Below are 25,329 nucleotides of genomic sequence, written 5' to 3'. Positions count from 1 at the left end.
GACATCACTTCTTGGTTCCCCACACCACGGTCACCGGCGCCGCGGCGCCGAAGCCGGAGTCGAGCAGGCGGGAGGCGGTCAGCTGCACGCCCTCCACCTCGTACCCGGCCGCCCGCAACGCGTCCCGCGCCGGCACGACCTCGTCCACCCGCTCGGCGACCACGACCACGCGCCGCGCGTTCACCGCCGCGCACGCCCTCACCTCGGGCAGCGACCCGCGGCCGACGAACACCGCCTCCGGGCGCGGTAACGCCGTCGTGTCCAGCCCGGCCTCCTCCACGCGCACGTCCACGCCGTGCGCGGAGGCGTTCGCGATGATCCGCACGCACTCCACCGGGTCCGGTTCCACCGCCACGACCGCGGCACCGAGCCGTGCGCACTCCACGCCGACCGCGCCGGAGCCCGCGAGCACGTCCCACACCAGCACACCGGGCCTGGGCGCGAGCACGGCCAGCACGAACGCGCGGACCTCGGCGCCCAGCACCTGCGTCCTGGTGGAGAACGCGTCCTCGGGCAGCGCCCACCCGGTGCCGCGCAGGAACTCGGTGTCCGCCAGGCACAGCACGGCCTCCGGTGCGATCCAGCGCCGGGTGACCGCATCCTTCGGGTCCACTGTGGACAGCTCACCGACGTCGGCGACCACGAGCGTGCGCCGCCAGCCGGCCAGTCCCGCACCGATCTCGGCCGGACCGGCGCCAGCCGCCACCTTCACGATGACGGCGGACCGGGCGCGGCACAGGTTCAGCGCGGGCCGCAGGCCGTCGGCGGCGTCCACGACCTCGACGCCGGGCCGGCCCGCCGCTTCCCGCAGCTCCTCGACGAGGGCTGACATCAGTTGGCGCGCTTGGGCTTGCGGGCGGTGGACCGGCGCTTGGGCGGGTTCGAGGTCGAGGCCTGCACCGTCGGCGGCTTCGGCGTCGCGGCAGCGACCACGGTCAGCTTCGGCTTGGGCTTCTGCGAGGACTCCTCAGCCTGCTTGCGCACGGACTGCTGGAGCTCCTCCACCGCGTTCCAGGCCGGGTTCGGCTCGGCGGAGGTCGCGGGGGCGACCGGGACAGCGGGAGCGGGCACCGGCTCGTCCGCACGCGTCGCGATGCGCGAGGCGGCCCTGCGCGACCAGCGGGTCGGGCGGGCGGTGCGGGCCGGTTCGTCGGCGGCGGCCGCGGTCGCGGACTGGCGGCGGGCCGGTGCGGCCTTCACCGCGGCGCCGACCAGGAAGAGCGTCGGGCGGTACAGCTTGTGCTGCTTCACCACGGACTCCAGCTCGCCGACCGTGGTGTGCACGACCAGCTCGTCGGCCTGGCTCACCTTGTACGCGACGACGACCGGCGTCTCGGCGGTGTAGCCGCCCTCCAGCAGCTGCTCCACGAACTGGCCGGTGCGCGCACCGGAGACCGTGGCCGCCATCGTGGTCTGCAGTGCGGCGAACTCGCGGACGCCCTCGCTGCCCTCCGGCGCGAGGAACACCGCGGAGGAGGCCTCGGTCAGCGTGATCTCGCGGCCGATCCGCGCGGCAGCGGCGGCGACGACCGACACGCCCGGCACGACCTCGACCTCCAGGCCGAGGCGCTGGCACAGGTCGTGCTGCTCCTGCACTCCGCCACCGGTCGCGGCGTCGCCCGCGTGCAGCCGCACGACCTTCAGCCGCGCGGCGGCGGCACGGCGGTACAGGTCGGTGATCTCCTCCGCGGTGACGCGGGAGAAGTCGACCAGGTCGGCACCCTCGCGCGCGTGCTCGCGGACGCACTCGGCCTCGACCGCACTGGGAGCCCAGACGACGACGTCGGCCTCGGCGATGCGGCGCGCGCCGCGGAGGGTGATGAGGTCGGCGGCACCCGGACCGGCGCCGACGAAGGAAACCCGACCGGTCGTCGTCACGACAGCTCCACAGGGGTTGGACGAAAGGCTTAGGCGAAGACCGTACCGCCTGCCGAACCCGCCACGAACGGGTGGCAGGACCGCACGAACCTGGCCACCGCCTCCGGGTCGCCGGCCGGGTGCGTGTGCAGGTACGAGGCGTGCACACCGCCGACGACGAACCCCTCGGCCACCGGCCGGTTCTCGACGCCGCGCCAGTGCCACGCGGGCGGCAGCGAGTGCGGTGTGGACAGCTGGGTGCGGTGGAACTCGTGGCCGGTCACGCGACCGCCCGGCGGGTGCAGCGACGAGCCGGTGGCCGCGACGGCGTCGCGGTAGCCCAGGGTCAGCTTCGGCGTCATGAAGCCCTCCGCGTCGAGCACGCCGCACATCTCGTGCCCGTCGAGCGAGCGCGCGAGGTACAGCAGCCCGCCGCACTCGGCGTGCACCGGCGCGCCCGAGCGGGCGAACCGCGCGACCGCCTCGCGCAGCGGCGCGTTGGCCGACAACGCCTCCGCGTGCTGCTCGGGAAAACCACCCGGCAGCACCAGACCGGCGGTGCCCTCGGGCAACCGGTCGTCGCGCAGCGGGTCGACGACGGCGACAGCGGCACCGGCCGCCGCCAGCACCTCGGCGTGCTCCGCGTAGCCGAACGTGAACGCCGCCCCGCCGGCCACCGCGATCACCGGTTCCCCGCGGACGGCCTCGACCTGCGGTTCCCACGGTGCCACGGCCATCGCCGGCACCGACGACGCCAGCGCGCGCACCGCGTCCAGGTCGACGTGCTTGGCCACCGCGGCGGCGATCGCGTCGACCGCGGACACCGCCTCGCTGCCGTGCTCGGCCGCCGTCACGAGCCCCAGGTGCCGTGAGGGCAACGAGAACTGCGCGTCGCGCGGCAGCACGCCGAGCACGTCCAGGCCGACCTCGTCGCACGCCGACCGCAGCACCTGCTCGTGGCGCTCCGACCCGACCTGGTTGAGGATCACGCCGCCGAGCCGCACGGTCGGGTCGTAGCCGCGGAAGCCGTGCAGCAGCGCCGCGAGCGACCGGCTCTGCCCCCGCGCGTCGACCACGAACAGCACGGGCGCGCCGATCAGCTTGGCCACGTGCGCGGTCGAGCCGATGCCCGCGGTGTCGACGCGGCCGTCGAACAGGCCCATCACGCCCTCGACCACGGCGAGGTCGCAGCCCCTCGACCCGTGCGCGAACAGGCCGGCGATGCGGTGCTCGCCGACCAGCACGGGGTCGAGGTTGCGGCCGGGCCGCCCGGTCGCGAGCCCGTGGTAGCCGGGGTCGATGTAGTCGGGTCCCACCTTGAACGGCGCGACCCGCGACCCGGCCCTGCGCAGTGCGGCCATCAGGCCCGTCGCCACCGTGGTCTTGCCACTGCCCGACGCGGGTGCGGCGACGACCAGCCGGTTCACCACTCGATCCCCCGCTGGCCCTTCTGCCCCGCGTCCATCGGGTGCTTGACCTTGGTCATCTCGGTCACCAGGTCGGCGGCGTCCACCAGCTGCTGCGGCGCGTACCGGCCGGTGATCACGACGTGCTGGTGGCCCGGCCGGTTGACCAGCACCTCCACCACCTCGTCGACGTCGATCCAGCCCCAGTGCAGCGGGTAGGTGAACTCGTCGAGCACGTAGAGGCCGTGGCGTTCGGTCTCCAGCCGGCGGCGGATCTCCTGCCAGCCCTCCAGCGCGGCGGCGGAGTGGTCCTCCTCGGTGCCCTGCTTGCGGGACCACGACCAGCCCTCGCCCATCTTGTGCCACTCGACCGCGCCGCCTTCGCCGGTCTCGTCGTGCAGCCGGCCGAGCGCCTTGAACGCGTTCTCCTCGCCGACCTTCCACTTGGCGGACTTCACGAACTGGAACACGCCGATGTCCCAGCCCTGGTTCCAGCCGCGCAACGCCAGGCCGAACGCCGCCGTCGACTTCCCCTTCATCTCACCGGTGTGCACCATCAGCAACGGCCGGTTGCGCCGCTGTCGCGTGGTGAGGCCGTCCTGCGGCACCGCGGTGGGTTGTCCCTGTGGCATTGGGGTCTCCTCCCTAGGCGGCGCGGACGACGCCGGCGAGGTGGTCGGCGCTGAGCTGGTCGAGGCGGACGCAGGTGCCCCGCAGGGCGTCGGCGACCTTGGCCGCGAGCCCGAGCCTGATGTGGCCCTGTTCGCAGTCCACGACGACGACAGCGGTCTGTTCGAGCAGCGCGGCGGCCTTGAGCGCGTCCTTCGTGGGGTCGCCGCCGAGACCGGACGACGTGGCGCGGCCGTCGGTCAGCAGCACCACGAGCGGGCGCTTGCGGGGGTCGCGCAGCCGTTCGATCTCAAGAAGCTTGTGCGCCTTCAGCAGTCCGTCCGCGAGCGGAGTGCGGCCGCCGGTGCGCATCTTCTTGAGACGCGTCGCGGCGGCGTCGACCGAGGTGGTCGGCGGCAGCGCCACCTCGGCCTGGTTGCCGCGGAACGTCACCACGCCGACCTTGTCGCGGCGCTGGTAGGCGTCGCGCAGCAACGAGATCACCGCGCCGCTGACCGCCGACATCCGCTTCTGCGCGGCCATCGAACCCGAGGCGTCCACGACGAACAGGACGAGGTTCGACTCCTTGCCCTCGCGGACGGCCTTGCGCAGGTCGCCCGGCACCAGCTTGAGGCCGGCACCGGTGCGCCCGCGGTCGTGCTGGTGCGGTGCCGCAGTGGCGAGGGTGTCGACGAGGTGCAGCCCGCTTCCGTCCACTGTGGAGGAACGCACGACCCGGCCGGTGCGCGCGCGTGCCCGCGACCGCTTGCCAGGAGCGCCTTCGCCGACGCCGGGCACCTCCAGCAGCCGGGCCTTGAACGCGGGCGACGGCTCGGGTGCGGGCCGGTCGCCCTGCGCGTTCCCGTTCCCCTTGGGACCGTCCTGCGGTTCGGGCAGCTCGCCGCCGCCGGGGCCGTCGTCGTCGGGGCCGTCGGTGGGATCGGGTTCCTGGTCCTCTGGCTCTCGGGCGTGCTCGGCCGCCTGCCGCATGGCGTCCTCGAGCTGCTGCTCCTCGATGCCCGGCTCGTCGAACGGGTCGCGCCGGCGCCGGTGCGGCAGCGCGAGCCGCACGGCGACCTCGACGTCGGTCTCCTCGACCTCGGCGGCACCGCGCCAGGCCGCGTGGGCGGTGGCGGTGCGGGCGACCACGAGGTCCGCGCGCATGCCGTCCACCTCGAACGCCGCGCAGACGGCGGCGATCCGGCGCAGCTCGCCGTCGGGCAGGGACACGGTTTTCAGGGCGGCGCGGGCGTTGGTGATCTGCTGCTTGAGCCGGGCGTCCTCGTCGGCCCAGCGACCGGCGAACGTCTCCGGGTCGGCCTCGTAGGCGAGCCGGCGCCGGATCACCTCGGTGCGCACGGCCACGTCCCGCGCGGCCTTCACCGACACCGTGAGCCCGAACCGGTCGAGCAGCTGCGGACGCAGCTCGCCCTCCTCCGGGTTCATCGTGCCCACCAGCAGGAACTGCGACGGGTGCGCCACCGAGACGCCCTCGCGCTCCACGTGCGCCCGCCCCATCGCCGCCGCGTCGAGCAGCAGGTCGACCAGGTGGTCGTGCAGCAGGTTGACCTCGTCGACGTAGAGCACGCCCCGGTGCGCTGCCGCGAGCAGGCCGGGCTGGAACGCCCGCACGCCCTCGGTCAGCGCCTTCTCCAGGTCGAGCGAGCCGATCAGGCGGTCCTCGGTGGCGCCCACGGGCAGCTCGACCAGCCGGGCGGGCCTGCGCTCGCTCCCGGCGTGCGGTGCGTCCGGGCAGTCCGTGCTGCCGGGCACGCAGCCGAACCGGCAGTCGCGCGACACGTCGAGCTCGGGCAGCAGGGCGGCGAGGGCCCGCACGACGGTCGACTTCGCGGTCCCCTTCTCGCCGCGCACGAGCACGCCGCCGATGCCGGGGTGCACCGCGTTCAGCAACAGGGCGAGCCGGAGGTCGTCGTGTCCGACGACGGCCGAAAACGGGAACATGCTCCAGCGAGTCCTTCCTCGGGTGTCCACGCCCGGGTCCGGTCGGGTAAGAGGGGGACGAGTTCCTGACTCCCGACGCGCGTCGGTCACAGTCGCGGGACGGCGCCGGATTCGCACCGGCTTCCTCGCGCTCCCCTCACAGCCCCGAGATCGTCGCACCTCGCACCGGCAGGACCAACCCCGCGGTCAGGTGGCCTTCACGACAGGGCGCTCCCCTGCCGCGCTCACCACGACGACCACCAGCGTGATACCGACGCCGACGAGGACCGCCGCGGAAGCGCTGAACGCCTCCATCGCCACCGCCGAGATGCCCGCCGACGCGCTGTACCCCACCCCGGCCGCGGCGTACATCACCGAGTAGGCGGGTGCGTGCGCGTAGGACGGCAGGCGTTCGCGCAGGGCCAGGCTGCGCGACACCATCGCACCGGACTGGAACAGGCCGGCCACCAGCAACCCGGCGGCGATGCCTGCCACCCCCGGCAACACGGCCACCAGCGCGATCGACCCGGACATGGCCACCAGCAGCACCAGGCACTGCACCCGCAGCGAGCCCGGCCACGTGCGCAGCCCGTACAGCACCGCGCCCCCGGCGCAGGCCAGCGCGAACCAGGCGAGCAACGGCCCGGCCCAGCCCACCGCGATCCCGCGCTGCTCCAGCAACGCCGGCAGCATCAGCTCGGTGGCCGCGAACACCGCGTTCGAGGCGGTGCCGGTGAGGTAGATCGGCCAGGCCCGCCACAGCGACCGGCTGATCGGCGCGGTGACCGGTTCCGGGGCGGGCAGCCAGCGCAGCCCCAGCGCGCCGACCAGGAAGAACGCCGCCGCGAGCACCAGCGGCACACCGGGGTGGACCTGCAGCGCGAGGAACACCACCAGCGCGGGTGCCGCCGCCCAGACGACCTGCGACAACACGGCCTCGCCGCTCAGCGCCCGCGCCGCCCGCGACTCGGGCACCAGCGAGGTGAGGATCGCGCGGGTGCCACCCGGAGCCGCGGCGGGTGCCGCGCCTGCCACGAACACGACCGCGAGCAGCACCGGCCCGTCGACGAACGGCAGCACCGCGAACGCCAGCGCACCGACGACCATCCCCGCCGGCAGCTGCCCGCGCGACCGGCCGAGCCGCGCGCCGAGCACCGCCGACCCGGCGATCTCGCCGACCACGTACAGCGCCGCCGCCCCTGCGCCGAGCGCGTAACCGCCGGAGGTCGACCGCCCCAGGAACACCAGCGCGAGCGGCGCCATCGCCACCGGCAACCGGCTGCCGGCCGCGACGAGCCCCCACAGCAGGAGCGGACGGCTCACAGCGACTCGCGGAACTGCCGCCACGCCTCCCTGACCTCGTCCGCCGTCCACTCCAGCGCCGGCTCGGCGACGGTGACCTCGGTCTTCGCCAGCTGCCCCGACCGCCAGAACCGGCCGAGGAACTTCCCGCTCAGCTCGGTCAGCCGCGCCGGATCACCCGGCAGGTGCAGCGCGAACTGGTGCGTGTCCGGTTCCGGCAGGTCCATCGCCGCCGCCACGACCTTGGCGTGCTCGACGTAGCGGCCCAGCCGCGGCAGCACGGTGTCGAGGCCGTGCAACGCCGACAGCGCCGCCGGCCACTGCTGGAACAGCATCCCGCCGTACCGGTGCCGCCACACCCGCGCCTGCTCCACGAAGTCGGCGGACCCGGCGAGCGCCGCGCCGGAGATGCCCTCCAGCGACTTGTAGAACGACACGTAGACCGAGTCGAAGAGGCCGGCGACCTCGTCCAGCGGCTTGCCCAGCCCGTGCACGGCCTCCCACAGCCGCGCGCCGTCGAGGTGCACGACCGCGTCCCGTTCGCGGGCGGCGTCCACGGTCGCCACGAGCTCGTCCCAGGTGGGCAGCACGAACCCGGCTTCGCGGTCGGGCACCTCGACCAGCAGCGTGCCGAACGGTTCCGGGCACGCCGCCACCTCGTCGTTCGCCACGCGGACCGGGCGCAGGCCGGACAGCGCGGTCAGCGCGTCGTCCTCGTGGTGCAGCGGGTGGGCCTGCGGGTGCATCGCGACGATCGGGTTGTGCGTGCGGTCGGCCCAGCAGCGCAACGCGATCTGCTGCGCCATCGTCCCGGTCGGCACGAACAGCGCCGCCTCGGTGCCCAGCAGCCGGGCGACCCGCGTCTCCAGCTCCTCGACCGGGCCGCCGTCGCCGTAGCGGTCCGGGGCGGCGTCCGGCACCGGGCCGAGCGACTCCAGCAGCGTCTTCTTGCGGACTCCCGAGAGCTGGCGGTTCATCACCCCGGCATCAAACACCGGCCGCGAGCGACTCCGCGAGCGGGATGTCCCCGTCCCGCAGCTGTTCACCGAGCACCAGCGGCGAGATCGCCGGGCTCATCGCGCGACCGTGACGGACCTGGGCGCGCGGAACGACAGGAGGTTCAGCCACTCCGGCTCGTCACCGGCGAGCCGGAGCGAGGGCTCGTGCTCGGCCACGGTCCGCAGCACCACCGCGGCCTCCAGCCGGGCCAGCCCCGCGCCCAGGCAGAAGTGCCGCCCGTACCCGAACGCCAGGTGCCTGGGGTCGTCCTCCTCACCGCTCAGCACCAGCACGAGCTCCGCACCGGCCGGGACGCGCACACCGGACAGCACGACCTCCCGCGCGGTGAGCCGCCGCCACGTCACCACGGGCGTCTCGGTGCGCAGCACGTCCTCCACGAACGCCTCCGCGACACCGGGCAGCGGCAGCCGTTCCCACACCGAGCGGTCCCGCAACGCCCGCCGCAGCGCCGTGGACAGCAGCTGCGTCGTCGTCTCCTGACCGGCGATCAGCAGGAAGTAGCAGAGCCCGGCGGAGTCCTCCGCGGACACACCGGCGTCGGCCAGCGCGCAGAACAACGCCCCGTCACGGGCCTCGTACCGCTTGACCAGCCACTGGTGGAACGCGCCGACGTCGTCGACCAGCTCCAGCTGCCGGTCACGCGTGATGTCGCCCCAGAAGAACTCCAGCGACGCCGTGCTCCACCGCTTGAGCGTCGGGATGTCCACGTCGTCGAGCCCGAGGAGGTCCATCAGCACGATCGCCGGCAGGTCCCACGCCAGCGACCGCACGAGATCTGAGCCACCAAGCCGTTCCACGGCGAGTGCGCGGATGCGGGGCTCCACGGCGGCGACCCGTGCCGGGGTGAAGAACGACGCGACCAGCCGCCGCAACCCGGCGTGCGAGTCAGACCCGTTGTTCGCGAGCGTCGGCGGCAACGAGAACCGGGCCCTGACCAGGGACCGGAGCGCTGCCGGCGCCACCGGCGTGACCGCGGTCAGCGCGTTGTCCGGCAGGTAGGTCACCGGGTCGGCGAGCACCGCGCGCACGTCGGCGCAGGACGACACCACCCAGCGGCCGTCGCAGAACTGGACCGGCGAGGTCAGCTCGGCGCGCGTGAAGGTGAACAGGTCCACGAGCGGCACGCTAGTCGGCGGATGGGAGACTCAGTCGGTGAGCGTGAGCACAACTGAGGCGTCGTCCAGCGGTGGTGAGGCGACGTTCGACTGGATCGACGTCAGGGCCCAGGCGCGCGCCAAGGCGGGTCTGTCCCGGCGCCTGCGGCCGCGCCAGGCCGACTCGGTGGACCTCGACCTCGCGAGCAACGACTACCTGGGGCTCGCGCGGGACAAGCGGGTCGCAGGGGCGGCCGCCGCGGCGACGCTCAAGTGGGGTGCGGGGTCGACGGGATCGCGCCTGGTCTCGGGGTCGACGGAGCTGCACGCCGAGCTGGAGTACGAGCTCGCGAACTTCTGCGGCAGCCAGTCGGCGCTGGTGTTCTCCTCCGGCTACGCGGCGAACCTCGGCGCGGTCACCGCGCTCACCGGCCCCGGCACGGCGATCGTCGCCGACCAGCACATCCACGCCTCGCTGATCGACGGCACGCGGCTGTCCAAGGCCGACGTCGTGGTCGCGGAGCACTGCAACGTGGGCAAGGTCCGGCACGCGCTGGAGACCCGCGGCAAGCGGCGCGCGATCGTGGTGACCGACTCGGTGTTCTCCGTGGACGGCGACATCGCCCCGCTCGCCGAGCTGCACGAGGCCTGCCGCGCGAACGGTGCCGGGCTCGTGGTCGACGACGCGCACGGCCTCGGCGTCGTGGGCCCCGGCGGGCGCGGCGCGGTCGCGGAGGCCGGGCTCGTGCGGGCACCGGACGTGGTCACGACGCTGACGCTCAGCAAGTCGCTGGGCGCCCAGGGCGGTGCGGTGCTCGGACCGAGCCGGGTGATCAAGCACCTCGTCGACACCGCGCGCACGTTCATCTTCGACACCGGTCTCGCCCCGGCCAGCGCCGCCGCCGCACTGGCCGCCATCAAGATCCTGCGCGAGGAGCCGGACCGCCCCGAGCGCGCGCTGACCGTGGCGCACGACCTGAGCTTCCGCCTGAAGGAGGCCGGGTTCCAGGTCAGCACGCCGACCGCGGCCGTGGTGAGCGTGCGGGCCCCTTCGCCGGATCAGGCGTTCCGGTGGGCCGAGGCGTGCCGCACCAACGGCGTGGTCGTCGGCTGCTTCCGCCCGCCGTCGGTGCCGGACCAGATCTCGCGCCTGCGGCTCACCGCGCGCGCCGACCTGACCGAGGCCGACATCGAGCGCGCGGTGCGCGTGATCACGGAGTGCGCCGCATCCGCAGGTGTGGAATCCCGTCCTCGATGAACTCGGCGCCCTCGGGCACGAAGCCGAACGAGGCGTAGAAGTCGGTGACATAGGTCTGCGCGTCCAGCACGCACGGCGCGGTACCGACGTCGACCAGCGCCGCCTGCACGAGCCGGCGGCTGAACCCGCGGCCGCGGGCCATCCGGCCGGTCACGACGCGGCCGATGCGGAACGTGCCGCCGGGTTCCTCGGTGAGCCGCAGGTACGCCAGCGGCTCGTGCGTCGCGTCCGCCTCCAGCCAGAAGTGCCGGGTGCCCTGCTCCAGGTCGCGGCCGTCCACGTCGGCGTAGACGCAGTTCTGCTCGACGACGAACACGTCCTGGCGCAGCCGCAGGATCGCGTAGAGCTGGGCGGGGCTCAGGTCGAGCCCCCACTGCCGGCGCAGGGTGGCCGGGAACGGTGTGGTTCGCACCTGACCTTGGATATCAGAAGCCGACCGTGGACCGGTAGTGAGCCAGCCGCGTGTAGACGCCCGGCTCGTCCGGCCGCGCACACCCGCGCCCGTACGACACGACACCGGCGAGCCTGCCCTTGACGACCAGCGGCCCGCCCGAGTCGCCGGTGCACGCGTCCTTGCCACCGCGCCCGGCGCACAGCATCGCCCCCGGCCGGTAGTCCGGCTCCTTCGCCGCGCACTCGCCGTCCGGCAGGATCGGCACCGTCACCTTGCGCAGCGACATCGCGGGCTTGTCGAGCTCCGCGGTGCGGCCCCAGCCGAGCACGACACCGCTCTCACCCGCGTCGCCCAGCGCGATCGTCCGGTACGGCAGCTCCCGGTCCAGCGTCAGCACCGCCACGTCGTCGCCCTGCGTGACGTCCTTGAAGTCGGGGTGGCGCCACACGTTCGTCACCGCCGCCTCGGCACCCTCGGTCGTGCGCAGGTCCGTGCGGCCCGCGATCACCCGCATGTGCTCGACCGGGCGCTGGGTGCGGCCCGCGAGGCCCTTCACCGTGGCGCAGTGGGCCGCCGTCACGACCTTGTCCGGGGCGACGAGCGCGCCACCGCAGATCAGCTGCCCGTCCGGGGTGGTGATCGCCACAACCCAGGGCGTGTCGGCCGCCCGCGCGGGTGTCCCCCCGACGATCGCGTTCGCCGTCGCTGCCCCGCTGACCAGCGGGACAACGGCGGCGAGCACGGCAAACCGCTTACCCCTCACGGGTCACTCCTCGTTGCGCCAGGTGGACGATTGGTCACCAACGGTAGCGAGCACGTTAGGACGGCGTCAAAACCGGAGAATTTGGTGTTAGTGTTCCATCTGGCCGGAGATTTTACGGCCAGTGTCGTAGATCACGGGGGTATGTGCGGTGTTGTTCGACTTCGGCCAGGTTCCGGCCTTCCTCATCGCGTGCGCGGTCGTCATCGTGACCCCCGGTGTCGACGCGTTCCTGCTGCTGCGCACGTCGCTGCGGTCGGGAGTGCGGTCGGGGCTGCTCGCGCTGGCCGGCATCCACACGGCCGCCGCGGTCCAGGTGGCGCTGGTGATCTCGGGCCTGGGAGTGGTGCTCGCCCGGTACCCGGCGGTGCTCGTCGCGTTGCGCTGGATCGGTGCCGGGTACCTGCTCTACCTCGCGGTTTCCATCGCGCGCGGGCTGCTGAAGCGCGGTGTGCAGGAGCCGGAGGAGGTCGTCGGCGACCGGCCGTTCCGGCAGGGCTTCCTGACCAACATCACGAACCCGAAGATGATCCTGTTCGCGCTGGCGTTCCTGCCGCAGTTCATCGGATCGGGTGAACCGGCAGCGCAGCTCACGATGCTCGCGGCGGTGTTCCTCGGCCTGGCCGCGGTGTGGGAGCTGATGATCGTGCTGGCGGCGAGCAGCGTCGCAGGACGGCTGCGCCGGCCCGGGGTCACGAAGGCGCTGGACGTGGTGTGCGCGACCGTGTTCTTCACGATGTCCGTCGGCCTCGTGGTCTGAGACGGCTCACCGCGGCGGCCGGTCCGGGGACGGCCGTCAGGACGTCCGCACGCGCAGCCGGGGCAGCACCCGGCCGGGGATGGAGCCCGACGGCGACTCACCGATGCGTTCGGCGCCCATCCGCAGGTAGAACCCCTCGGCGTACGGGTCGGCGTCGATGTCGAGGTGGTCGTAGCCGGCGGCGGACGCCACGGCGTGGTCCCACAGCGCACGACCGAGCCCGGTGCCGATCGCGGCCGGCTCCACCCACAGGTCGGTGAGCTCACCCGCGGGCGGCGTCCCGCCGATGCCGTACCAGCCCAGCACGACGCCGTCCCGTTCGGCGACCACGTGCAGCCGCCGCTCCACGTCCTCCGGCCGGACGGTGAGCTCGGCGCGCACGGCCTCCAGGAACGCCGCGTCGTAGGGCCAGTGCGCCTTGGCCGCCAGCGCCAGCTCGGTCAGCACGCCCGCCTCGTCCGGCCGGGCCCGTCGCAGCACCACCACGGGCCCAGGCTGGCACAGCGCCGGGCCCGCGGCGACCGGGTTTCACGGCCGGACCGGGCGGGTCCTCACGCCGGGGGCTCCTCCGCGGGAGGCTCCTCCGCCGGGGGTTCCACGACGCCCACGACCGGCTGGAGGTCCTTCGCGTACCGGGCGACCCGGACGTACACGCCGGGCTTGCCCCTGCGCGCGCAGCCCTCGCCCCACGACGTGACGCCGACGAGCCTGCCCGCCGCCACGACCGGGCCGCCGGAGTCGCCCTGGCAGGTGTCGACCTTGCCCTCGGGGTAGCCGGCGCAGAACATGTCCGCCCGCACGAACTGCGGGTAGGAGCCCGCGCAGTCGGCGTCGGGCAGCACCGGCACCGTCGCCCCCATCAGGTAGCGGGAGGTCCTGCCGTTCTCGCTGGTGCGGCCCCAGCCGAGCGCCCGCAGCGGGGTGCCCGGCCGGTAGAGGTCGGTGTCGGCCTGCCCGGCGATCGGCAGCGGGGTGAACGGCAGCGGCGTGGCCATGGTCAGCACGGCGAGGTCCTCGCCCCGGTCGGCGGCCACGTACTGCCGGTGGACCCAGACCTCGACCGGCGTGGCTACCACGCCCTCCGAGCTTCTTCTTGTCCTCGCGGCCCGCGACGACGCGGAACTGGGAGGCGGGCCGGCCGACCGCGCAGTGCGCCGCCGTCAGGACCTTCGTCGGGGCGACGATCGTGCCGCCGCAGAACTGGTAGCCGTTCGGGTCGGTCAGGTAGACGACCCACGGGGTCGTGGCGATGGGGACCCGTTCACCGCCGACGACCTGTTCGTCGGCGGCAGCGGTGCCCGCCGTCAGGAGCAGAGCCAGGACCACAACAGCGAGTCGTCTCATGACTCCAGATGGTAGCTACTCCGCTGGTCCATTTGGAGCAACTTTGCTCCACATCTTTCCCGCGGCACCCATCACGGTCTCGCCGATGTCGTTGATCGTCTTGATCAGCGGGTCCGCTGAGCTGCTCGCCGACTCCCGGTAGGACCGCGCCGCGCTCTTGACGTCGTCGGTGAGGTTGCTCGTCGGGTGGTCGTCCTCGCGGCGCGGGTAGACGCCGGTGAGGATCTCCCGGTACTCCTCGCCCGCGGCCCAGCGCTGCAGCTGCGCGGCCCTGACCACGGCCAGCGGGTGCGAGCGGCGCTCGTTGTCCATCAGCTTCAGGATGCTGTCGCGGATGTCCTCGCCCTCGTACTCCTTCGCCTGTTCGAGGAACGCCGCGATGTCGACCTGGCCGCCGATGTCGCCCGCGAACGCGAGGTGCACGCGCAGCGCGGCCTGCGGGTCCTGGCAGGCGAGCAGCCCGGCCCGGTCGCAGGACAGCTCGGTCTTGCGCTGCCACTCGTAGAGGGCGGCGATGACCGCGCGCAGGGCGAACGCGCCCGCCGGCATCCAGCCGAACGCGTACTGCAGGTTGAGCAGGCGTTCCAGGATGGTGTTGTAGAGCCCGTGGCCGGACATCGCGTGGCCGGTCTCGTGCCCGAGGACGAACCGCAGCTCCTCGCGGTCGAACCGCTCGACCAGCGCGGAGTTCAGCACGATGAACGGCTTGTCGATGCCCCGCGTGAACGCGTTGACCTCCGGAGAGTGCCGGACGAAGACCTCCGGCGCCTCCTCCAGGTCGAACGCGGCGGCGACCTCGTTCTGGATGCGGTGCAGGTCCGGGTACTGCTTCGGGCCCACCCGCACCGAGGAGGCGACCTGGACCAGGCGTTCCCCGCGTTCGGAGAACGCCGCCGCGACCGCCTTGACGATCGGTGCCACGGCCGGCACGGCGCGGAGCACGGCGAGCGCGCCCCGGTCGGCTGGGTGTTCGTAGGCGCGCGAGCTGATCCCCGGGAAGCGCACCCTCGACGACTGTTCGATGTCCCCCGTCATCGGTCCAGGTTAGACACGATCCGGACAAGGGTGCGCGGAATCGCCGGTTTTCGGGAGCAGACTGGCGCCGTGAGCGACGAAGACACCACGGTCCTGCCGTTGCGCGGCGGGGCCACCGCGACCCTGGTCCGCAGGCGGGCCGCGCAGGCCGACCGCGGCGCGATCCTCTACGTGCACGGGTTCGCCGACTACTTCTTCCAGGAGCACGTCGCCGAGCACTACAACGCTCAGGGCTACGACTTCTACGCCGTGGACCTGCGCGGCTACGGGCGGTCGTTGCGCGACGGCGAGGTGCCGAACTACACGACCGACATGGCCGTGTACTTCGAGGAGATCGACGCGGCCGTCGCCGTCGTCCGCGCCGAGCACTCGCGGGTCGTGCTGATGGGTCACTCGACCGGTGGGCTCACGACGTCGCTGTGGGCGCACGAACGGCGCTCGGAGGACCTGATCGACGCCCTCGTGCTCAACAGCCCGTGGCTGGACGTCGTCGAACCGCCGCTCCTGCGGCGGGTGGTGAAGCTGCTCGGGAAGGTCGCGCCCTCGGTGAAGGTCCGCGGCGGGCTGGGCGACGCGTACGGCGCCTCGATCCACTCCTCGCGCAACGGCGAGTGGGACTTCGACCTGAGGTGGAAGCCGCTCGACGGGTTCCCGGTGCTGGCCGGGTGGATCCGCGCGGTGCTCGTGGCGCAGGAGAAGGTGCACGCCGGGCTCGACGTGCGCGTGCCCGTGCTGGTGCTGCACTCCGACCGCAGCACGCTCGGCGCCCGCGAGTGGAACGAGGACGTGGCGAAGGCCGACGCGGTGCTCGACGTCGAGGGCATGCGCAGGTGGGGACCGAAGCTCGGCACGTCCGTGAAGGTCGTGGAGATCAAGGCCGGCCTGCACGACCTGTTCCTGTCGCCGGAACCGGTGCGCGCGGCGGCGCTGGCGGAGGTCGACGCGTTCTTGAAAACGGCTTGACCTCGACTCAGCTGGAGGTCGCAGACTGGGCGTCGTGAACATCGACTTCAACGCCTGGTACGCGCTCGAAAGCGCGATGCAGGACAAGGAGAACCGCCGCGTCAGCCGGGCGACGTTGAAGCGCGTCGCCCGGTTCGCCCGTCCGCAGCGGCGTGCGGTGCTGGCCCTGCTCGCCACCAGCGCGGTGGCCGCGGTGCTGGCGGTGGCGAGCCCGGTCCTGGCCGGCCGCGTGGTCGACACGATCATCGGCGGCCGCGACCTGGACCTGGTGGTGTGGCTGGCACTCGCGATCGCCGGCGTCGCCGTGCTGGAGGCCGGTTTCTCGCTGGCCGAGCGCTGGCAGTCCGCCCGCGTCGGCGAGGACCTGATCCTGCGGCTGCGGCAGTCCGTCTTCGACCACGTGCAGCGCATGCCGATCGCGTTCTTCACCCGCACCCGCACCGGCGCCCTGGTCTCCCGGCTCAACAACGACGTGATCGCCGCGCAGCGGGCGTTCTCCGAGACGATCTCCGGTGTCGTCATGAACCTGATCGCGCTGGTGCTCACGCTGGTCGTGATGCTGACGCTGTCGTGGCAGGTCACCGTTCTCGCGATGGCGCTGCTGCCGGTGTTCCTGATCCCGGCGCGGCGCATGGGCAGGCGCCTGGCGTCCATGCACCGCGAGGCCGCGAACCTCGACTCGGCCATGACGACCCAGATGACCGAGCGGTTCTCCGCTCCCGGCGCGACCCTGATCAAGCTCTTCGGCCGTCCCGCCCTGGAAAGCGCGGAGTTCGGTGCGCGCGCTCGTCGTGTGCGTGACATCGGTGTGCGCACGGCCGTTGCGCAGTGGCTGTTCCTGGTGGCGTTGACGTTGGTGTCGTCGCTGGCCCTTGCGTTGGTCTACGGCCTCGGCGGCTACTTCGCGTTCATGGGTCAGATGGCACCCGGCACGATCGTGACGCTGGCGCTGCTGCTGACGCGCCTCTACGCCCCGTTGACCGCCTTGGCCGGTGCACGTGTGGACGTGATGACGGCGCTGGTGTCGTTCGAGCGCGTCTTCGAGGTGCTCGACCTGCCGCCGCTGATCAAGGAGGAGCCCGACGCGGTCTCCGTGCCCGACGGCCCGGTCTCGGTGGAGTTCGACGACGTCCACTTCGCCTACCCGGCCGCGGACAAGGTCTCCCTGGCCTCGCTGGAGGAGGTCGCCACCCTCGACACCCGCGGCGGTGACGCGGTCCTGCGCGGCATCTCCTTCACGGCCGCGCCGGGCTCGCTGATCGCACTGGTCGGCGCCTCGGGTGCGGGCAAGTCGACGATCGCATCCCTGCTCCCCCGCCTGTACGACGCCGACTCCGGCGCCGTCCGGCTGTCCGGTGTGGACGTCCGCACGCTGTCGTTCGACTCGTTGCGCGAGACCGTCGGCATGGTGACGCAGGACGGCCACCTGTTCCACGAGTCGATCGGCGCCAACCTGCGCCTCGCCGCACCGGCCGCCACCGACGAGGAGCTGTGGGACGCCCTGCGCCGCGCCCGCCTCGCCGACCTGGTGTCGTCGTTGCCCGACCAGCTCGACACGGTCGTCGGCGAACGCGGCTACCGCCTGTCCGGCGGCGAGCGCCAGCGCCTCACCATCGCCCGCCTGCTGCTCGCCAAGCCCCGCGTCGTGATCCTGGACGAGGCCACCGCGCACCTGGACTCCCGCTCCGAGGCGGCCGTGCAGGAGGCACTGGTGGAAGCCCTCGCCGGCCGCACCTCGCTGGTGATCGCCCACCGCCTGTCCACCGTCCGCGCCGCCGACCAGATCCTCGTCGTCGACGCCGGCCAGGTCGTCGAACGCGGCACCCACGAGTCCCTGCTGGCCCTCGGCGGCCACTACGCCAAGCTGTACCGCACCCAGTTCAGCGAAGAGCCGATCGGAGCGCCGTGACCATCCCCTCGCCCGACAACCTCTACCCGTTGCCGGACATGCCCCGCACCGTGCTCCTCAAGCCGTTGGTCAAGAACCCGCAGATCGAGATCGGCGAGTACACCTACTACGACGACCCGCACCACGCCATGGAGTTCGAGCACCGCAACGTGCTCTACAACTTCGGCCCCGAGAAGCTGGTCATCGGCCGCTACTGCGCACTGGCAGAAGGGGTGCGGTTCATCATGTCCGGCGCCAACCACGGCATGTCCGGCGTGTCGGCGTTCCCGTTCACGATCTTCGGCGGGGCCTGGGCGGAGAAGACGCTGGACATCGCGCTGGGGGCGCCGTCGCGCGGGGACACGGTGGTGGGCAACGACGTGTGGCTCGGGTACCGGTCGGTGGTCATGCCCGGCGTGCGGATCGGTGACGGGGCGATCGTGGCCGCCGGGTCGGTGGTGGTCGGGGACGTGCCCGCGTACGGGATCGTCGGCGGCAACCCGGCCCGGCTGCTGCGGACGCGGTACAGCGACGAGGAGGTCGCCGTGCTGCAACGGGTCGCGTGGTGGGAGTGGCCCGTGGAGAAGGTGACGGAGCACGTGCGGGTGATCATGGTGGGGACACCGGCCGAGCTGGCCGCGGTCGCGGCGGCGGAAGGCTTGCAGGACCCGCCGGCAGCACGGGACGGGACCGGTTCGGTGGCGTCTGAGTGAACATCGCTGACGGACCGTGGTGATCGCGCGACCATGGGCACATGGAGTACGACCGCTACTGCGACCTGACGATGCGCGGCGGCACGACCAGCGGAGTCGTGTACCCGCTGGCTGTCGCGTCGCTGGCACGCCACTACGAGTTCCGGCAGATCGGCGGCGCGTCGGCGGGGGCGATCGCCGCGGCGTTCGCCGCCGCCGCCGAGAAGGGGCGCGGCAGCGGCGGGTTCGAGAAGCTCGCGGGGCTGGTCGACTGGTTCGCCGGCGGCACCGGGGCGGACCGGTGGCGGCTGGCGCAGCTGTTCCAGCCGAACGCCAAGACGCGCGCGCTGTACCGGATCGTCGTCGCCACCATGCAGCAGCGGGCGACGACCGGGCGCAGTGCGGTGTCGTGCCTGTTCTTCGCGTTGCTCGGCGCGGTCGGGTTGCGGGCGAAGGCCGTGCTCGGGCTGATGGCGCTGCTGTGGCTGACCGGGCCGGTGCTGTGGTCGGCGTGGCTGGCGCCGCGGGAGTACCTGCCGTGGCTCGCGATAGCGCTCACGGTCGTGGCGGTGGCATGTGTGCCGTTGGTGTTGTGGCCGTTGCGGAACAGCTTGCCTTGGCAGGCATGGGTGTTCATGGCGGTGCCGCTGGTGCTCGGCATGGTGTTCGCCCGGCACTGCGGCACGGCGGCGGTCGTGTTGCTGGTGTGGCTGGTGTTGACGCTGGCGATGGTCAGCGCGTTGATCACCACGTACGCGTATGCGATGCAGCGGTACATGAAGAACAACGCGCGCGCCGTCCACTTCGGACTCGTGCCGGGCACGGGTGACTTCCGGCCGTCGTGGCTCGACCGGTTGGCGGGGGTGCCGAAGTCGACCGGGGTGCCGCCGCTCGCGGACTGGCTGGCGGACCGGCTCGACGAGCTCGCGGGCACCGAACGCGCGTTGACGTTCGGGGATCTGGGCGAGGTCAACCTCGTACTGATGACCACCGACCTGTCCGAGGGGCGGCCGTACCGGTTGCCGCTCAGCGAGGAGTGGCAGTACTGCGAGGAGTGCCTGGGGTACGTGCTGCCGCGACGGGTCGTGGAGCAGCTGGACGGCGTACCGGCGGACGGCCGGTGCCCGCTGCACGAGCACATGCCGTTGCGGCAGCTGCCGGGCCGGGAGCGGTTGCCGGTGGTGGTGGCGGTGCGGATGAGCCTGTCGTTCCCCGGCCTGATCGCGGCGGTGCCGCTGTGCCGCGGCGGGAAGGTGCACTGGTTCTCCGACGGCGGGATCACCAGCAACTTCCCGATCCACTTCTTCGACGCGCTGCTGCCGCGGTGGCCCACGTTCGGGCTGAGCCTGCAGTCCTACCCCGACGGCGACACGGCTGAGGTGTGGCTGCCCGAGCAGGACGCGTCGGACAGCGGGACGCCCTACCGGCAGCTCACGTCGATGCCGGGGTTCCTGATGTCCATCCTGGACACGTTCCTCGACTGGCGGGACACGATGCAGTCGGCGCTGCCCGGCTACCGCGGCCGCATCGCGCACGTGCGCCAGGCGGAGGACGAGGGCGGCACGAACCTGTTCATGACGCCCGAGACCATCCGCACGCTGGCGTTGCGCGGGCAGAAGGCCGGCGATCTGCTGCGCGAGCGGTTCACGCAGCAGCAGAACACCGACCGCTACCGCTGGATCCGGCTGCGCATGGCGTTGCGCGAGTACCAGGAGCTCGGCGTGCAGGCCGAGGACCGTGAGGCGCTCTACGACGCCGTGCTCGCCCGGTTCGAGATCCCCGAGGCGCTGCACGAGTGGTTCCGCACCCCACCGGCGGACGGCGACCCGTACCGCGACGCGATCGAGGTCGCGCTGGACGACGTGGGCCGGCTCGCGGAGGGCGGTCCGTTCGACGGGGTACCGCCGGTGGACCCGGATCTGCGGCTGACACCGCCCGAGTGAGCGCGCTACCCTCGTGGACATGACGCGCCGATTCAGCCACCCCCGACCCGCGGCGGTGGCGCGCGCCTGAACCACCTTCCCGTCGGTCGGGGGACCTCGCACCAGCACCCCACGCCGAGAACGGGAAGAACCCATGTACCGCACCGATGAACTCGTGCGCGCCCTGAACGTCCGCGACCTCACCGATCCCGCCCAGGGCCCGCACGCGATGCAACTGCTGATCGCCGACCTCAAGGCAGCGTTGCCGGACACGAGAGAAGTGCGCCACCATCCGCTCGTACCGGTGGAGCACAACTACGAGCACCTCGGCTATCCCGCCGACGCCATCACGCGCGATGCCCGCTACACGAGGTACGTCAGCGAGACGTGCATGTTGCGCAGCCACACGACGGCGATGATCCCGCCCGCGCTCAAGGACGCGCGGCCCGACGTCACGCTCCTGTGCCCCGGTCTGGTCTACCGCCGTGACACGGTCGACAGGCTGCACACGGGCACACCGCACCAGCTCGACCTCTGGCGCATAACGCACGGAGCCGAACCGCTCGAAGACCTGATCCACGTGGTCGTGAGCACGGTTCTCCCCGGCAAGCGCTACCGCACGATCGACGCCGAACACCCGTACACCACGCACGGCAAGCAGATCGACGTGTGGCACGACGGCCAGTGGGTGGAGATCGGCGAGTGCGGGTACGCGGCGCGGCACGTCCTCAAGGACCACCCGCACGGGCTCGCGATGGGGCTGGGCCTCGACCGGTTGGTGATGCTGCGCAAGGGCGTTCCCGACATCCGCCTGCTGCGCAACGGGGACGCGCGCATCGCGGAGCAGATGCGGGACCTGGCCGAGTACCGCCCGATCTCCCGGCACCCGGCCGCGACCAGGGACATCTCGATCGTGGCCGACGGGCACGAGGACGCCGAGACGCTCGGTGACCGGATTCGCGCGCTGGACCCGCAGGACCTGGTCGAGGAGATCGCGGTTCTCAGCGAGACACCGGCCGAGGAGCTGCCCGCGCACGTCCGGGAGCGCCTCGGTGCCCGGCCGGGGCAGAAGAACGTGCTCATCCGCGTGACGATGAGGGCGCCGGAGCGCACCCTCACCGACCGCGAGACGAACGAGCTGAGGGACCGGCTGCTTCAGCGCTTGCGGGCGACCGCGCCGTAGATGCTGATGCGGTCCTCGTAGGAGTCCGGGCGCCACTCGTTCACCGGGACGACGCCCGGCTCCAGCACGTCCATGCCGTCGAAGAAGCGGACGACCTCGGCGTGCGAGCGGACGCTGATCGCGTTGTCGGTGCTGCGGTACACCGCCATGACCTGCGCGGCCTCCTCCTGTTCCTGCGGCGAGAGGCCGTCGTGGGTGGCGTGCGTGATCGCCAGGTACGAGCCGGAGGGGAACGCGGCCATGTACTCGGCGGCGGCGCCGTACGGGTCGTCGGAGTCGGGCACGAAGTGCAGGGCCGCGATGATCAGCACCGCGACCGGCCGGTCGAAGTCGAGGACGTCGCGGGCGGCGTGCAGCACCTTCGCGGGCGCGCGCAGGTCGGCCTGCAACGCCGTGGCGTGCGGGTTGTCGGCGAGCAGCGCGGTGCTGTGGGCCACGGCGACGGGCTCGAAGTCCACGTAGACCACGCGTGCCGACGGGTTGTCCTGCTGGGCGATCTCGTGGACGTTGCCCACGGTCGGGATGCCGGAGCCCAGGTCGAGGAACTGGTCGACGCCCTCCGCGACCAGGTGGCGCACGGCCCTGCGCAGGAACGAGCGGTTGGCCCCCGCGCTGTGGGCGATGCCGGGGAAGATCTTCTCCACCTGCTTGGCGGCGGCGCGGTCGGCTTCGAAGTTGTGCGAGCCGCCCAGGTAGTAGTCGTACATCCGCGCGACGCTCGGACGCGTGACGTCGACCGTGGACGGGACCCACTTCAGCTCTTCCTTCACGCGAAGATCCTCGCTAATCGCCGCACGGGTGTCCACCGCCACACGCCCGGTCGCCCGCCGTGTCACCCGCTTCCCCGCTCGCTCACAGCGAACGGACCGGGGGAACACCACCCCGCTGAAGTTGGTTGAGCGGTACAGACTCAACTTTGGAGGGTGATGGAGATGGGCGAGACGTTGGCCCTGCCGGTGCTGCCGCTGGACGACGTTGTGGTGCTGCCCGGCATGGTGGTGCCGATCCGCATCTCCGGTGCGGAGGCCAGCGCGGAGGCCCGTGCCGCCGTGGACGCCGCCACGACGGCGGCGAACCACCAGGTTCTGCTGGTACCACGGCTGGACGGGAAGTACGCGGCGGTCGGCACACTGGCCGAGATCGAGCAGGTGGGACGCCTGCCGGGCGGTGAGCGCGCGGCGGTCGTGCGCGGTACCAAGCGCGTGCGGATCGGGACGGGGACCACGGGGCCGGGTGCGGCGCTGTGGGTGAACGCGACCGTCACCGACGAGTCGCCGGTCACCGACCGGACGCGGGAGCTGGCCCGCGAGTACCGGGCCATCGTCACGAACGTCCTGCAGACGCGGGGTGCGTGGCAGATGGTCGACTCGGTGCAGCAGATCACCGACCCGTCCGCGCTCGCCGACCTCGCCGGCTACGCGCCCTACCTCGACGAGAAGCAGAAGATCTGGCTGCTGGAGACGAGCGACGTCACCGCGCGGCTGGAGAAGCTGGTCGAGTGGGGACAGGCGCACCTGACCGAGCTCGACGTCAACGAGACGATCGCGAAGGACGTCAAGGAAGGCGTCGAGAAGCAGCAGCGGGAGTTCTTGCTGCGCCAGCAGATGGCCGCGATCCGCAAGGAGCTGGCCGAGCTCGACGGCAAGCCGGCGTCCGAGGAGGCCGACTACCGGGCCCGCGTCGAGGCCGCGAGCCTGCCGGAGAAGGTCGAGAAGGCGGCGCTCGCCGAGGTCGAGAAGATGGAGCGCACCTCGGAGCAGTCGCCGGAGGTGGGCTGGATCCGGACGTGGCTCGACACCGTCCTCGAACTGCCGTGGAACGAGCGGACCGAGGACTCGTACGACATCAAGGCCGCGCGTGAGGTGCTCGACGCCGACCACGCGGGTCTGGACGACGTGAAGCAGCGCATCACCGAGTACCTGGCCGTGCGCAAGCGCCGGGCCGATCGCGGTCTTGGTGTCGTGGGCGGTCGTCGTTCCGGTGCGGTGCTCGCGCTCGTCGGTCCCCCCGGTGTCGGCAAGACGTCGCTGGGCGAGTCCGTGGCGCGCGCCATGGGGCGGAAGTTCGTGCGGGTCGCTCTGGGCGGCGTGCGCGACGAGGCCGAGATCCGCGGTCACCGCCGCACGTACGTCGGCGCGTTGCCGGGCCGGATCGTCCGCGCGATCAGCGAGGCCGGTTCGATGAACCCGGTCGTGCTCCTCGACGAGATCGACAAGGTCGGCTCCGACTACCGCGGCGACCCGACGGCGGCGTTGCTGGAGGTGCTGGACCCGGCGCAGAACCACACGTTCCGCGACCACTACCTGGAGGTCGAGCTCGACCTCTCGGACGTGGTGTTCCTCGCGACCGCGAACGTGCTGGAGTCGATCCCGGCGCCGCTGCTCGACCGCATGGAGCTCGTGCAGCTCGACGGCTACACCGAGGACGAGAAGGTCACGATCGCCCGCGACCACCTGCTGCCGCGCCAGCTCGACCGGGCCGGTCTCACGGCGCAGGACGTCGCGATCGACGAGGCCGCCCTGCACCAGCTCGCGAGCGAGTACACGCGGGAAGCCGGTGTGCGGCAGCTGGAACGGTCCCTCGCGCGGATTCTGCGCAAGGTGACCGCGAAGGTCGCGCTGGGCGAGCGGGAGCTGCCGATCGAGGTCGACCGGCCGTCGCTCAAGTCGTACCTGGGCAGCCCGAAGAACACGCCCGAGTCGGCGGAGCGGACCTCGGTGCCCGGTGTGGCAACGGGTCTGGCCGTCACGGGCGTCGGCGGTGACGTGCTGTTCATCGAGGCCTCGCTGGCCCCGAAGGACACCGGGTCGACCGGCGTCACGCTCACCGGCCAGCTCGGCGACGTGATGAAGGAGTCGGCGCAGATCGCGTTGTCCTACCTGCGTTCGCACGACGACAAGGCCGCGGCGCTGGCCGACCGGGGTGTGCACATCCACGTCCCGGCGGGTGCGGTGCCGAAGGACGGGCCGTCCGCGGGCGTGACGATGACGACGGCGCTGGCCTCGCTGCTGTCCGGCCGCCCGGTGCGCTCGGACGTGGCGATGACCGGTGAGATCTCGCTGACCGGCCGGGTGCTGCCGATCGGCGGCGTGAAGCAGAAGCTGCTCGCCGCCCACCGCGCCGGCATCACGACCGTGCTGCTGCCCCAGCGCAACGAGCCGGACCTGGACGACGTGCCGGAGTCGGTGCGCGAGCAGCTGACCGTGCACTTCGTCTCGGACGTGTCCGAGGTGCTGCGGCACGCGCTGTCGGCGGAGACGGCCCAGGAGACCGTTGCGGCGTAACGGTCTCCGGTAGACCCCCCGCGGGGGCAGCAGCGGCGACTGCTGCCCCCGCGGGGCTTTTCAGTGACCGATGTCGATGACGAGCCGGTTCGGACCCGTCAGCGTGAACACCCGGTGCCACGACGCGGCGTCGCCGTACCCGACGGCGATGCCCAGCGTGGCCTCGAAGTCACAGGTGAGCGCGACCCCGCGGACGTTCTCCAGACCGGGCGTCGGGAAGTTGCGCGACCCGGTGTAGGTCGGGTTCCCGGCGTCGTCGTGCGCGGCCGCACCGATCAGCGTGACCTCCAGGACCTCGTTCCCGGGAACGGCGACCGGCAGCCCCGACCCGCAGTTCGAAACAGCGGTGACCTCGCGGACCCGGTGCTCGGCCGGCAGGCCGGACAGGTCCAGCACCACCCGGTCGAACCCGGTGTTGCGGCCGGTCCTGATGTCGGACAGCGTCGGTGTGCTCTGCGCCGACGCCGTCGGGACGACTGTGCCGACCGCGAGCACCGCCACCAGCACCGCGGTGAGACGTGTGTTCATCTTCGGCCCCCTCTCAAGGCTCGTTCGATGACCTGAAGACGTGTGAGCCGGGCCACAGTTGCGTCGCCGCCGCGGGTGGATGTCGATGA

At 72.4% G+C, this 25,329-nt stretch carries 23 protein-coding genes, 1 pseudogene and 1 riboswitch; of the genes and pseudogenes, 8 read left to right on the top strand and 16 right to left on the bottom strand.

What is annotated here, in order from left to right; all coding sequences use genetic code 11:
* Positions 1 to 4 precede the first annotated feature (4 nt).
* The 8 genes from ACVDFE_RS13780 to ACVDFE_RS13745 all read right to left on the bottom strand — a co-directional run bounded on the left by ACVDFE_RS13780 (position 5) and on the right by ACVDFE_RS13745 (position 9,250).
* A complete protein-coding gene (locus ACVDFE_RS13780) occupies positions 5 to 832 on the bottom strand; it encodes a hypothetical protein (RefSeq protein WP_360390795.1) in 828 nt (275 codons plus the stop codon).
* Positions 832 to 1,878, bottom strand: a complete 1,047-nt coding sequence (locus ACVDFE_RS13775) for a cobalt-precorrin-4/precorrin-4 C(11)-methyltransferase (protein ID WP_458430656.1) — start codon at positions 1,876 to 1,878, stop codon at positions 832 to 834. The genes ACVDFE_RS13780 and ACVDFE_RS13775 overlap by 1 nt, the downstream gene beginning before the upstream one ends.
* Positions 1,879 to 1,907: 29 nt before the next feature.
* Positions 1,908 to 3,284: a cobyrinate a,c-diamide synthase gene (locus tag ACVDFE_RS13770; RefSeq protein ID WP_458430654.1), complete on the bottom strand. Its 1,377-nt coding sequence runs from the start codon at positions 3,282 to 3,284 to the stop codon at positions 1,908 to 1,910.
* Positions 3,281 to 3,895, bottom strand: a complete 615-nt coding sequence (cobO, locus tag ACVDFE_RS13765; RefSeq protein WP_458430652.1) for a cob(I)yrinic acid a,c-diamide adenosyltransferase — start codon at positions 3,893 to 3,895, stop codon at positions 3,281 to 3,283. Before cobO ends, ACVDFE_RS13770 begins: the two co-directional genes overlap by 4 nt.
* A 13-nt stretch (positions 3,896 to 3,908) precedes the next feature.
* Entirely contained in the window at positions 3,909 to 5,834 is a 1,926-nt protein-coding gene (locus tag ACVDFE_RS13760; RefSeq protein WP_360390806.1) for a putative cobaltochelatase, read from the bottom strand.
* A 59-nt stretch (positions 5,835 to 5,893) separates the two neighbouring features.
* Positions 5,894 to 5,961, bottom strand: a riboswitch (cobalamin riboswitch).
* Between the two features lie 59 nt (positions 5,962 to 6,020).
* Complete coding sequence (locus tag ACVDFE_RS13755) at positions 6,021 to 7,136, bottom strand: hypothetical protein (RefSeq protein ID WP_458430651.1); 1,116 nt, start codon at positions 7,134 to 7,136, stop codon at positions 6,021 to 6,023.
* Positions 7,133 to 8,092: a threonine aldolase family protein gene (locus ACVDFE_RS13750; RefSeq protein WP_360390812.1), complete on the bottom strand. Its 960-nt coding sequence runs from the start codon at positions 8,090 to 8,092 to the stop codon at positions 7,133 to 7,135. The genes ACVDFE_RS13755 and ACVDFE_RS13750 overlap by 4 nt, the downstream gene beginning before the upstream one ends.
* A 96-nt stretch (positions 8,093 to 8,188) precedes the next feature.
* Positions 8,189 to 9,250, bottom strand: coding sequence for a hypothetical protein (locus ACVDFE_RS13745; RefSeq protein ID WP_458430649.1), 1,062 nt, complete (start codon positions 9,248 to 9,250; stop codon positions 8,189 to 8,191).
* Between the two features lie 43 nt (positions 9,251 to 9,293).
* Between ACVDFE_RS13745 and ACVDFE_RS13740 the strand changes: the two genes are divergently transcribed.
* Positions 9,294 to 10,487, top strand: coding sequence for an 8-amino-7-oxononanoate synthase (locus ACVDFE_RS13740; RefSeq protein ID WP_458430648.1), 1,194 nt, complete (start codon positions 9,294 to 9,296; stop codon positions 10,485 to 10,487).
* Here ACVDFE_RS13740 and ACVDFE_RS13735 read toward each other — a convergent pair.
* Together ACVDFE_RS13735 and ACVDFE_RS13730 are read right to left on the bottom strand one after the other, a co-directional pair.
* On the bottom strand, positions 10,441 to 10,899 hold the full coding sequence (locus ACVDFE_RS13735) for a GNAT family N-acetyltransferase (RefSeq protein WP_360390821.1): 459 nt from the start codon (positions 10,897 to 10,899) through the stop codon (positions 10,441 to 10,443). The two genes, ACVDFE_RS13740 and ACVDFE_RS13735, sit on opposite strands and share 47 nt — an antisense overlap.
* A 13-nt stretch (positions 10,900 to 10,912) precedes the next feature.
* A complete protein-coding gene (locus ACVDFE_RS13730; RefSeq protein WP_458430647.1) occupies positions 10,913 to 11,644 on the bottom strand; it encodes a S1 family peptidase in 732 nt (243 codons plus the stop codon).
* 148 nt (positions 11,645 to 11,792) lie between these two features.
* Here ACVDFE_RS13730 and ACVDFE_RS13725 point away from each other — a divergent pair, with 148 nt between their 5' ends.
* A complete protein-coding gene (locus ACVDFE_RS13725; RefSeq protein WP_458430646.1) occupies positions 11,793 to 12,401 on the top strand; it encodes a LysE family translocator in 609 nt (202 codons plus the stop codon).
* Positions 12,402 to 12,437: 36 nt separating this feature from the next.
* Here ACVDFE_RS13725 and ACVDFE_RS13720 read toward each other — a convergent pair whose 3' ends face one another.
* The 4 genes and pseudogenes from ACVDFE_RS13720 to ACVDFE_RS13705 all read right to left on the bottom strand — a co-directional run bounded on the left by ACVDFE_RS13720 (position 12,438) and on the right by ACVDFE_RS13705 (position 14,780).
* Positions 12,438 to 12,887, bottom strand: coding sequence for a GNAT family N-acetyltransferase (locus ACVDFE_RS13720; RefSeq protein ID WP_458430645.1), 450 nt, complete (start codon positions 12,885 to 12,887; stop codon positions 12,438 to 12,440).
* 65 nt (positions 12,888 to 12,952) lie between these two features.
* Complete coding sequence (locus ACVDFE_RS13715) at positions 12,953 to 13,477, bottom strand: S1 family peptidase (protein ID WP_458430644.1); 525 nt, start codon at positions 13,475 to 13,477, stop codon at positions 12,953 to 12,955.
* A 79-nt stretch (positions 13,478 to 13,556) separates the two neighbouring features.
* Positions 13,557 to 13,745: pseudogene (locus ACVDFE_RS13710) on the bottom strand (trypsin-like serine protease); the annotation flags it as partial.
* Between the two features lie 15 nt (positions 13,746 to 13,760).
* Positions 13,761 to 14,780, bottom strand: coding sequence for a M48 family metallopeptidase (locus tag ACVDFE_RS13705; RefSeq protein WP_458430643.1), 1,020 nt, complete (start codon positions 14,778 to 14,780; stop codon positions 13,761 to 13,763).
* Positions 14,781 to 14,849: 69 nt separating this feature from the next.
* Here ACVDFE_RS13705 and ACVDFE_RS13700 point away from each other — a divergent pair, with 69 nt between their 5' ends.
* From ACVDFE_RS13700 to srmL, 5 genes are all read left to right on the top strand, one after another.
* Positions 14,850 to 15,743 carry an alpha/beta hydrolase gene (locus tag ACVDFE_RS13700; RefSeq protein ID WP_360390839.1) on the top strand — a complete coding sequence of 298 codons (894 nt, stop codon included), beginning with the start codon at positions 14,850 to 14,852 and terminating at the stop codon, positions 15,741 to 15,743.
* A gap of 76 nt (positions 15,744 to 15,819) precedes the next feature.
* Positions 15,820 to 17,652, top strand: a complete 1,833-nt coding sequence (locus ACVDFE_RS13695) for an ABC transporter ATP-binding protein (RefSeq protein ID WP_458434330.1) — start codon at positions 15,820 to 15,822, stop codon at positions 17,650 to 17,652.
* 38 nt (positions 17,653 to 17,690) lie between these two features.
* The gene (locus tag ACVDFE_RS13690; RefSeq protein WP_458434329.1) at positions 17,691 to 18,344 is read left to right on the top strand and encodes a CatB-related O-acetyltransferase; all 654 of its coding nucleotides are present in this window, start codon (positions 17,691 to 17,693) and stop codon (positions 18,342 to 18,344) included.
* 41 nt (positions 18,345 to 18,385) lie between these two features.
* A complete protein-coding gene (locus ACVDFE_RS13685; RefSeq protein ID WP_458430642.1) occupies positions 18,386 to 20,266 on the top strand; it encodes a patatin in 1,881 nt (626 codons plus the stop codon).
* 133 nt (positions 20,267 to 20,399) lie between these two features.
* On the top strand, positions 20,400 to 21,428 hold the full coding sequence (gene srmL, locus ACVDFE_RS13680) for a PheS-related mystery ligase SrmL (protein WP_458430641.1): 1,029 nt from the start codon (positions 20,400 to 20,402) through the stop codon (positions 21,426 to 21,428).
* On the opposite strand, the gene ACVDFE_RS13675 is transcribed toward srmL, so the two are convergent.
* The gene (locus ACVDFE_RS13675) at positions 21,401 to 22,198 is read right to left on the bottom strand and encodes an SAM-dependent methyltransferase (protein WP_458430640.1); all 798 of its coding nucleotides are present in this window, start codon (positions 22,196 to 22,198) and stop codon (positions 21,401 to 21,403) included. The two genes, srmL and ACVDFE_RS13675, sit on opposite strands and share 28 nt — an antisense overlap.
* A 162-nt stretch (positions 22,199 to 22,360) precedes the next feature.
* Here ACVDFE_RS13675 and lon point away from each other — a divergent pair, with 162 nt between their 5' ends.
* Positions 22,361 to 24,712: an endopeptidase La gene (gene lon, locus ACVDFE_RS13670; RefSeq protein WP_458430639.1), complete on the top strand. Its 2,352-nt coding sequence runs from the start codon at positions 22,361 to 22,363 to the stop codon at positions 24,710 to 24,712.
* Positions 24,713 to 24,772: 60 nt separating this feature from the next.
* Here the strand turns inward: lon and ACVDFE_RS13665 are convergent, their stop codons facing one another.
* Positions 24,773 to 25,240, bottom strand: a complete 468-nt coding sequence (locus ACVDFE_RS13665) for an AMIN-like domain-containing (lipo)protein (protein ID WP_360390854.1) — start codon at positions 25,238 to 25,240, stop codon at positions 24,773 to 24,775.
* Between the last annotated feature and the right edge of the window lie 89 nt (positions 25,241 to 25,329).

The organism is Lentzea chajnantorensis (genome assembly GCF_054300775.1).
This window is presented reverse-complemented; position numbering and strand designations above follow the sequence as displayed.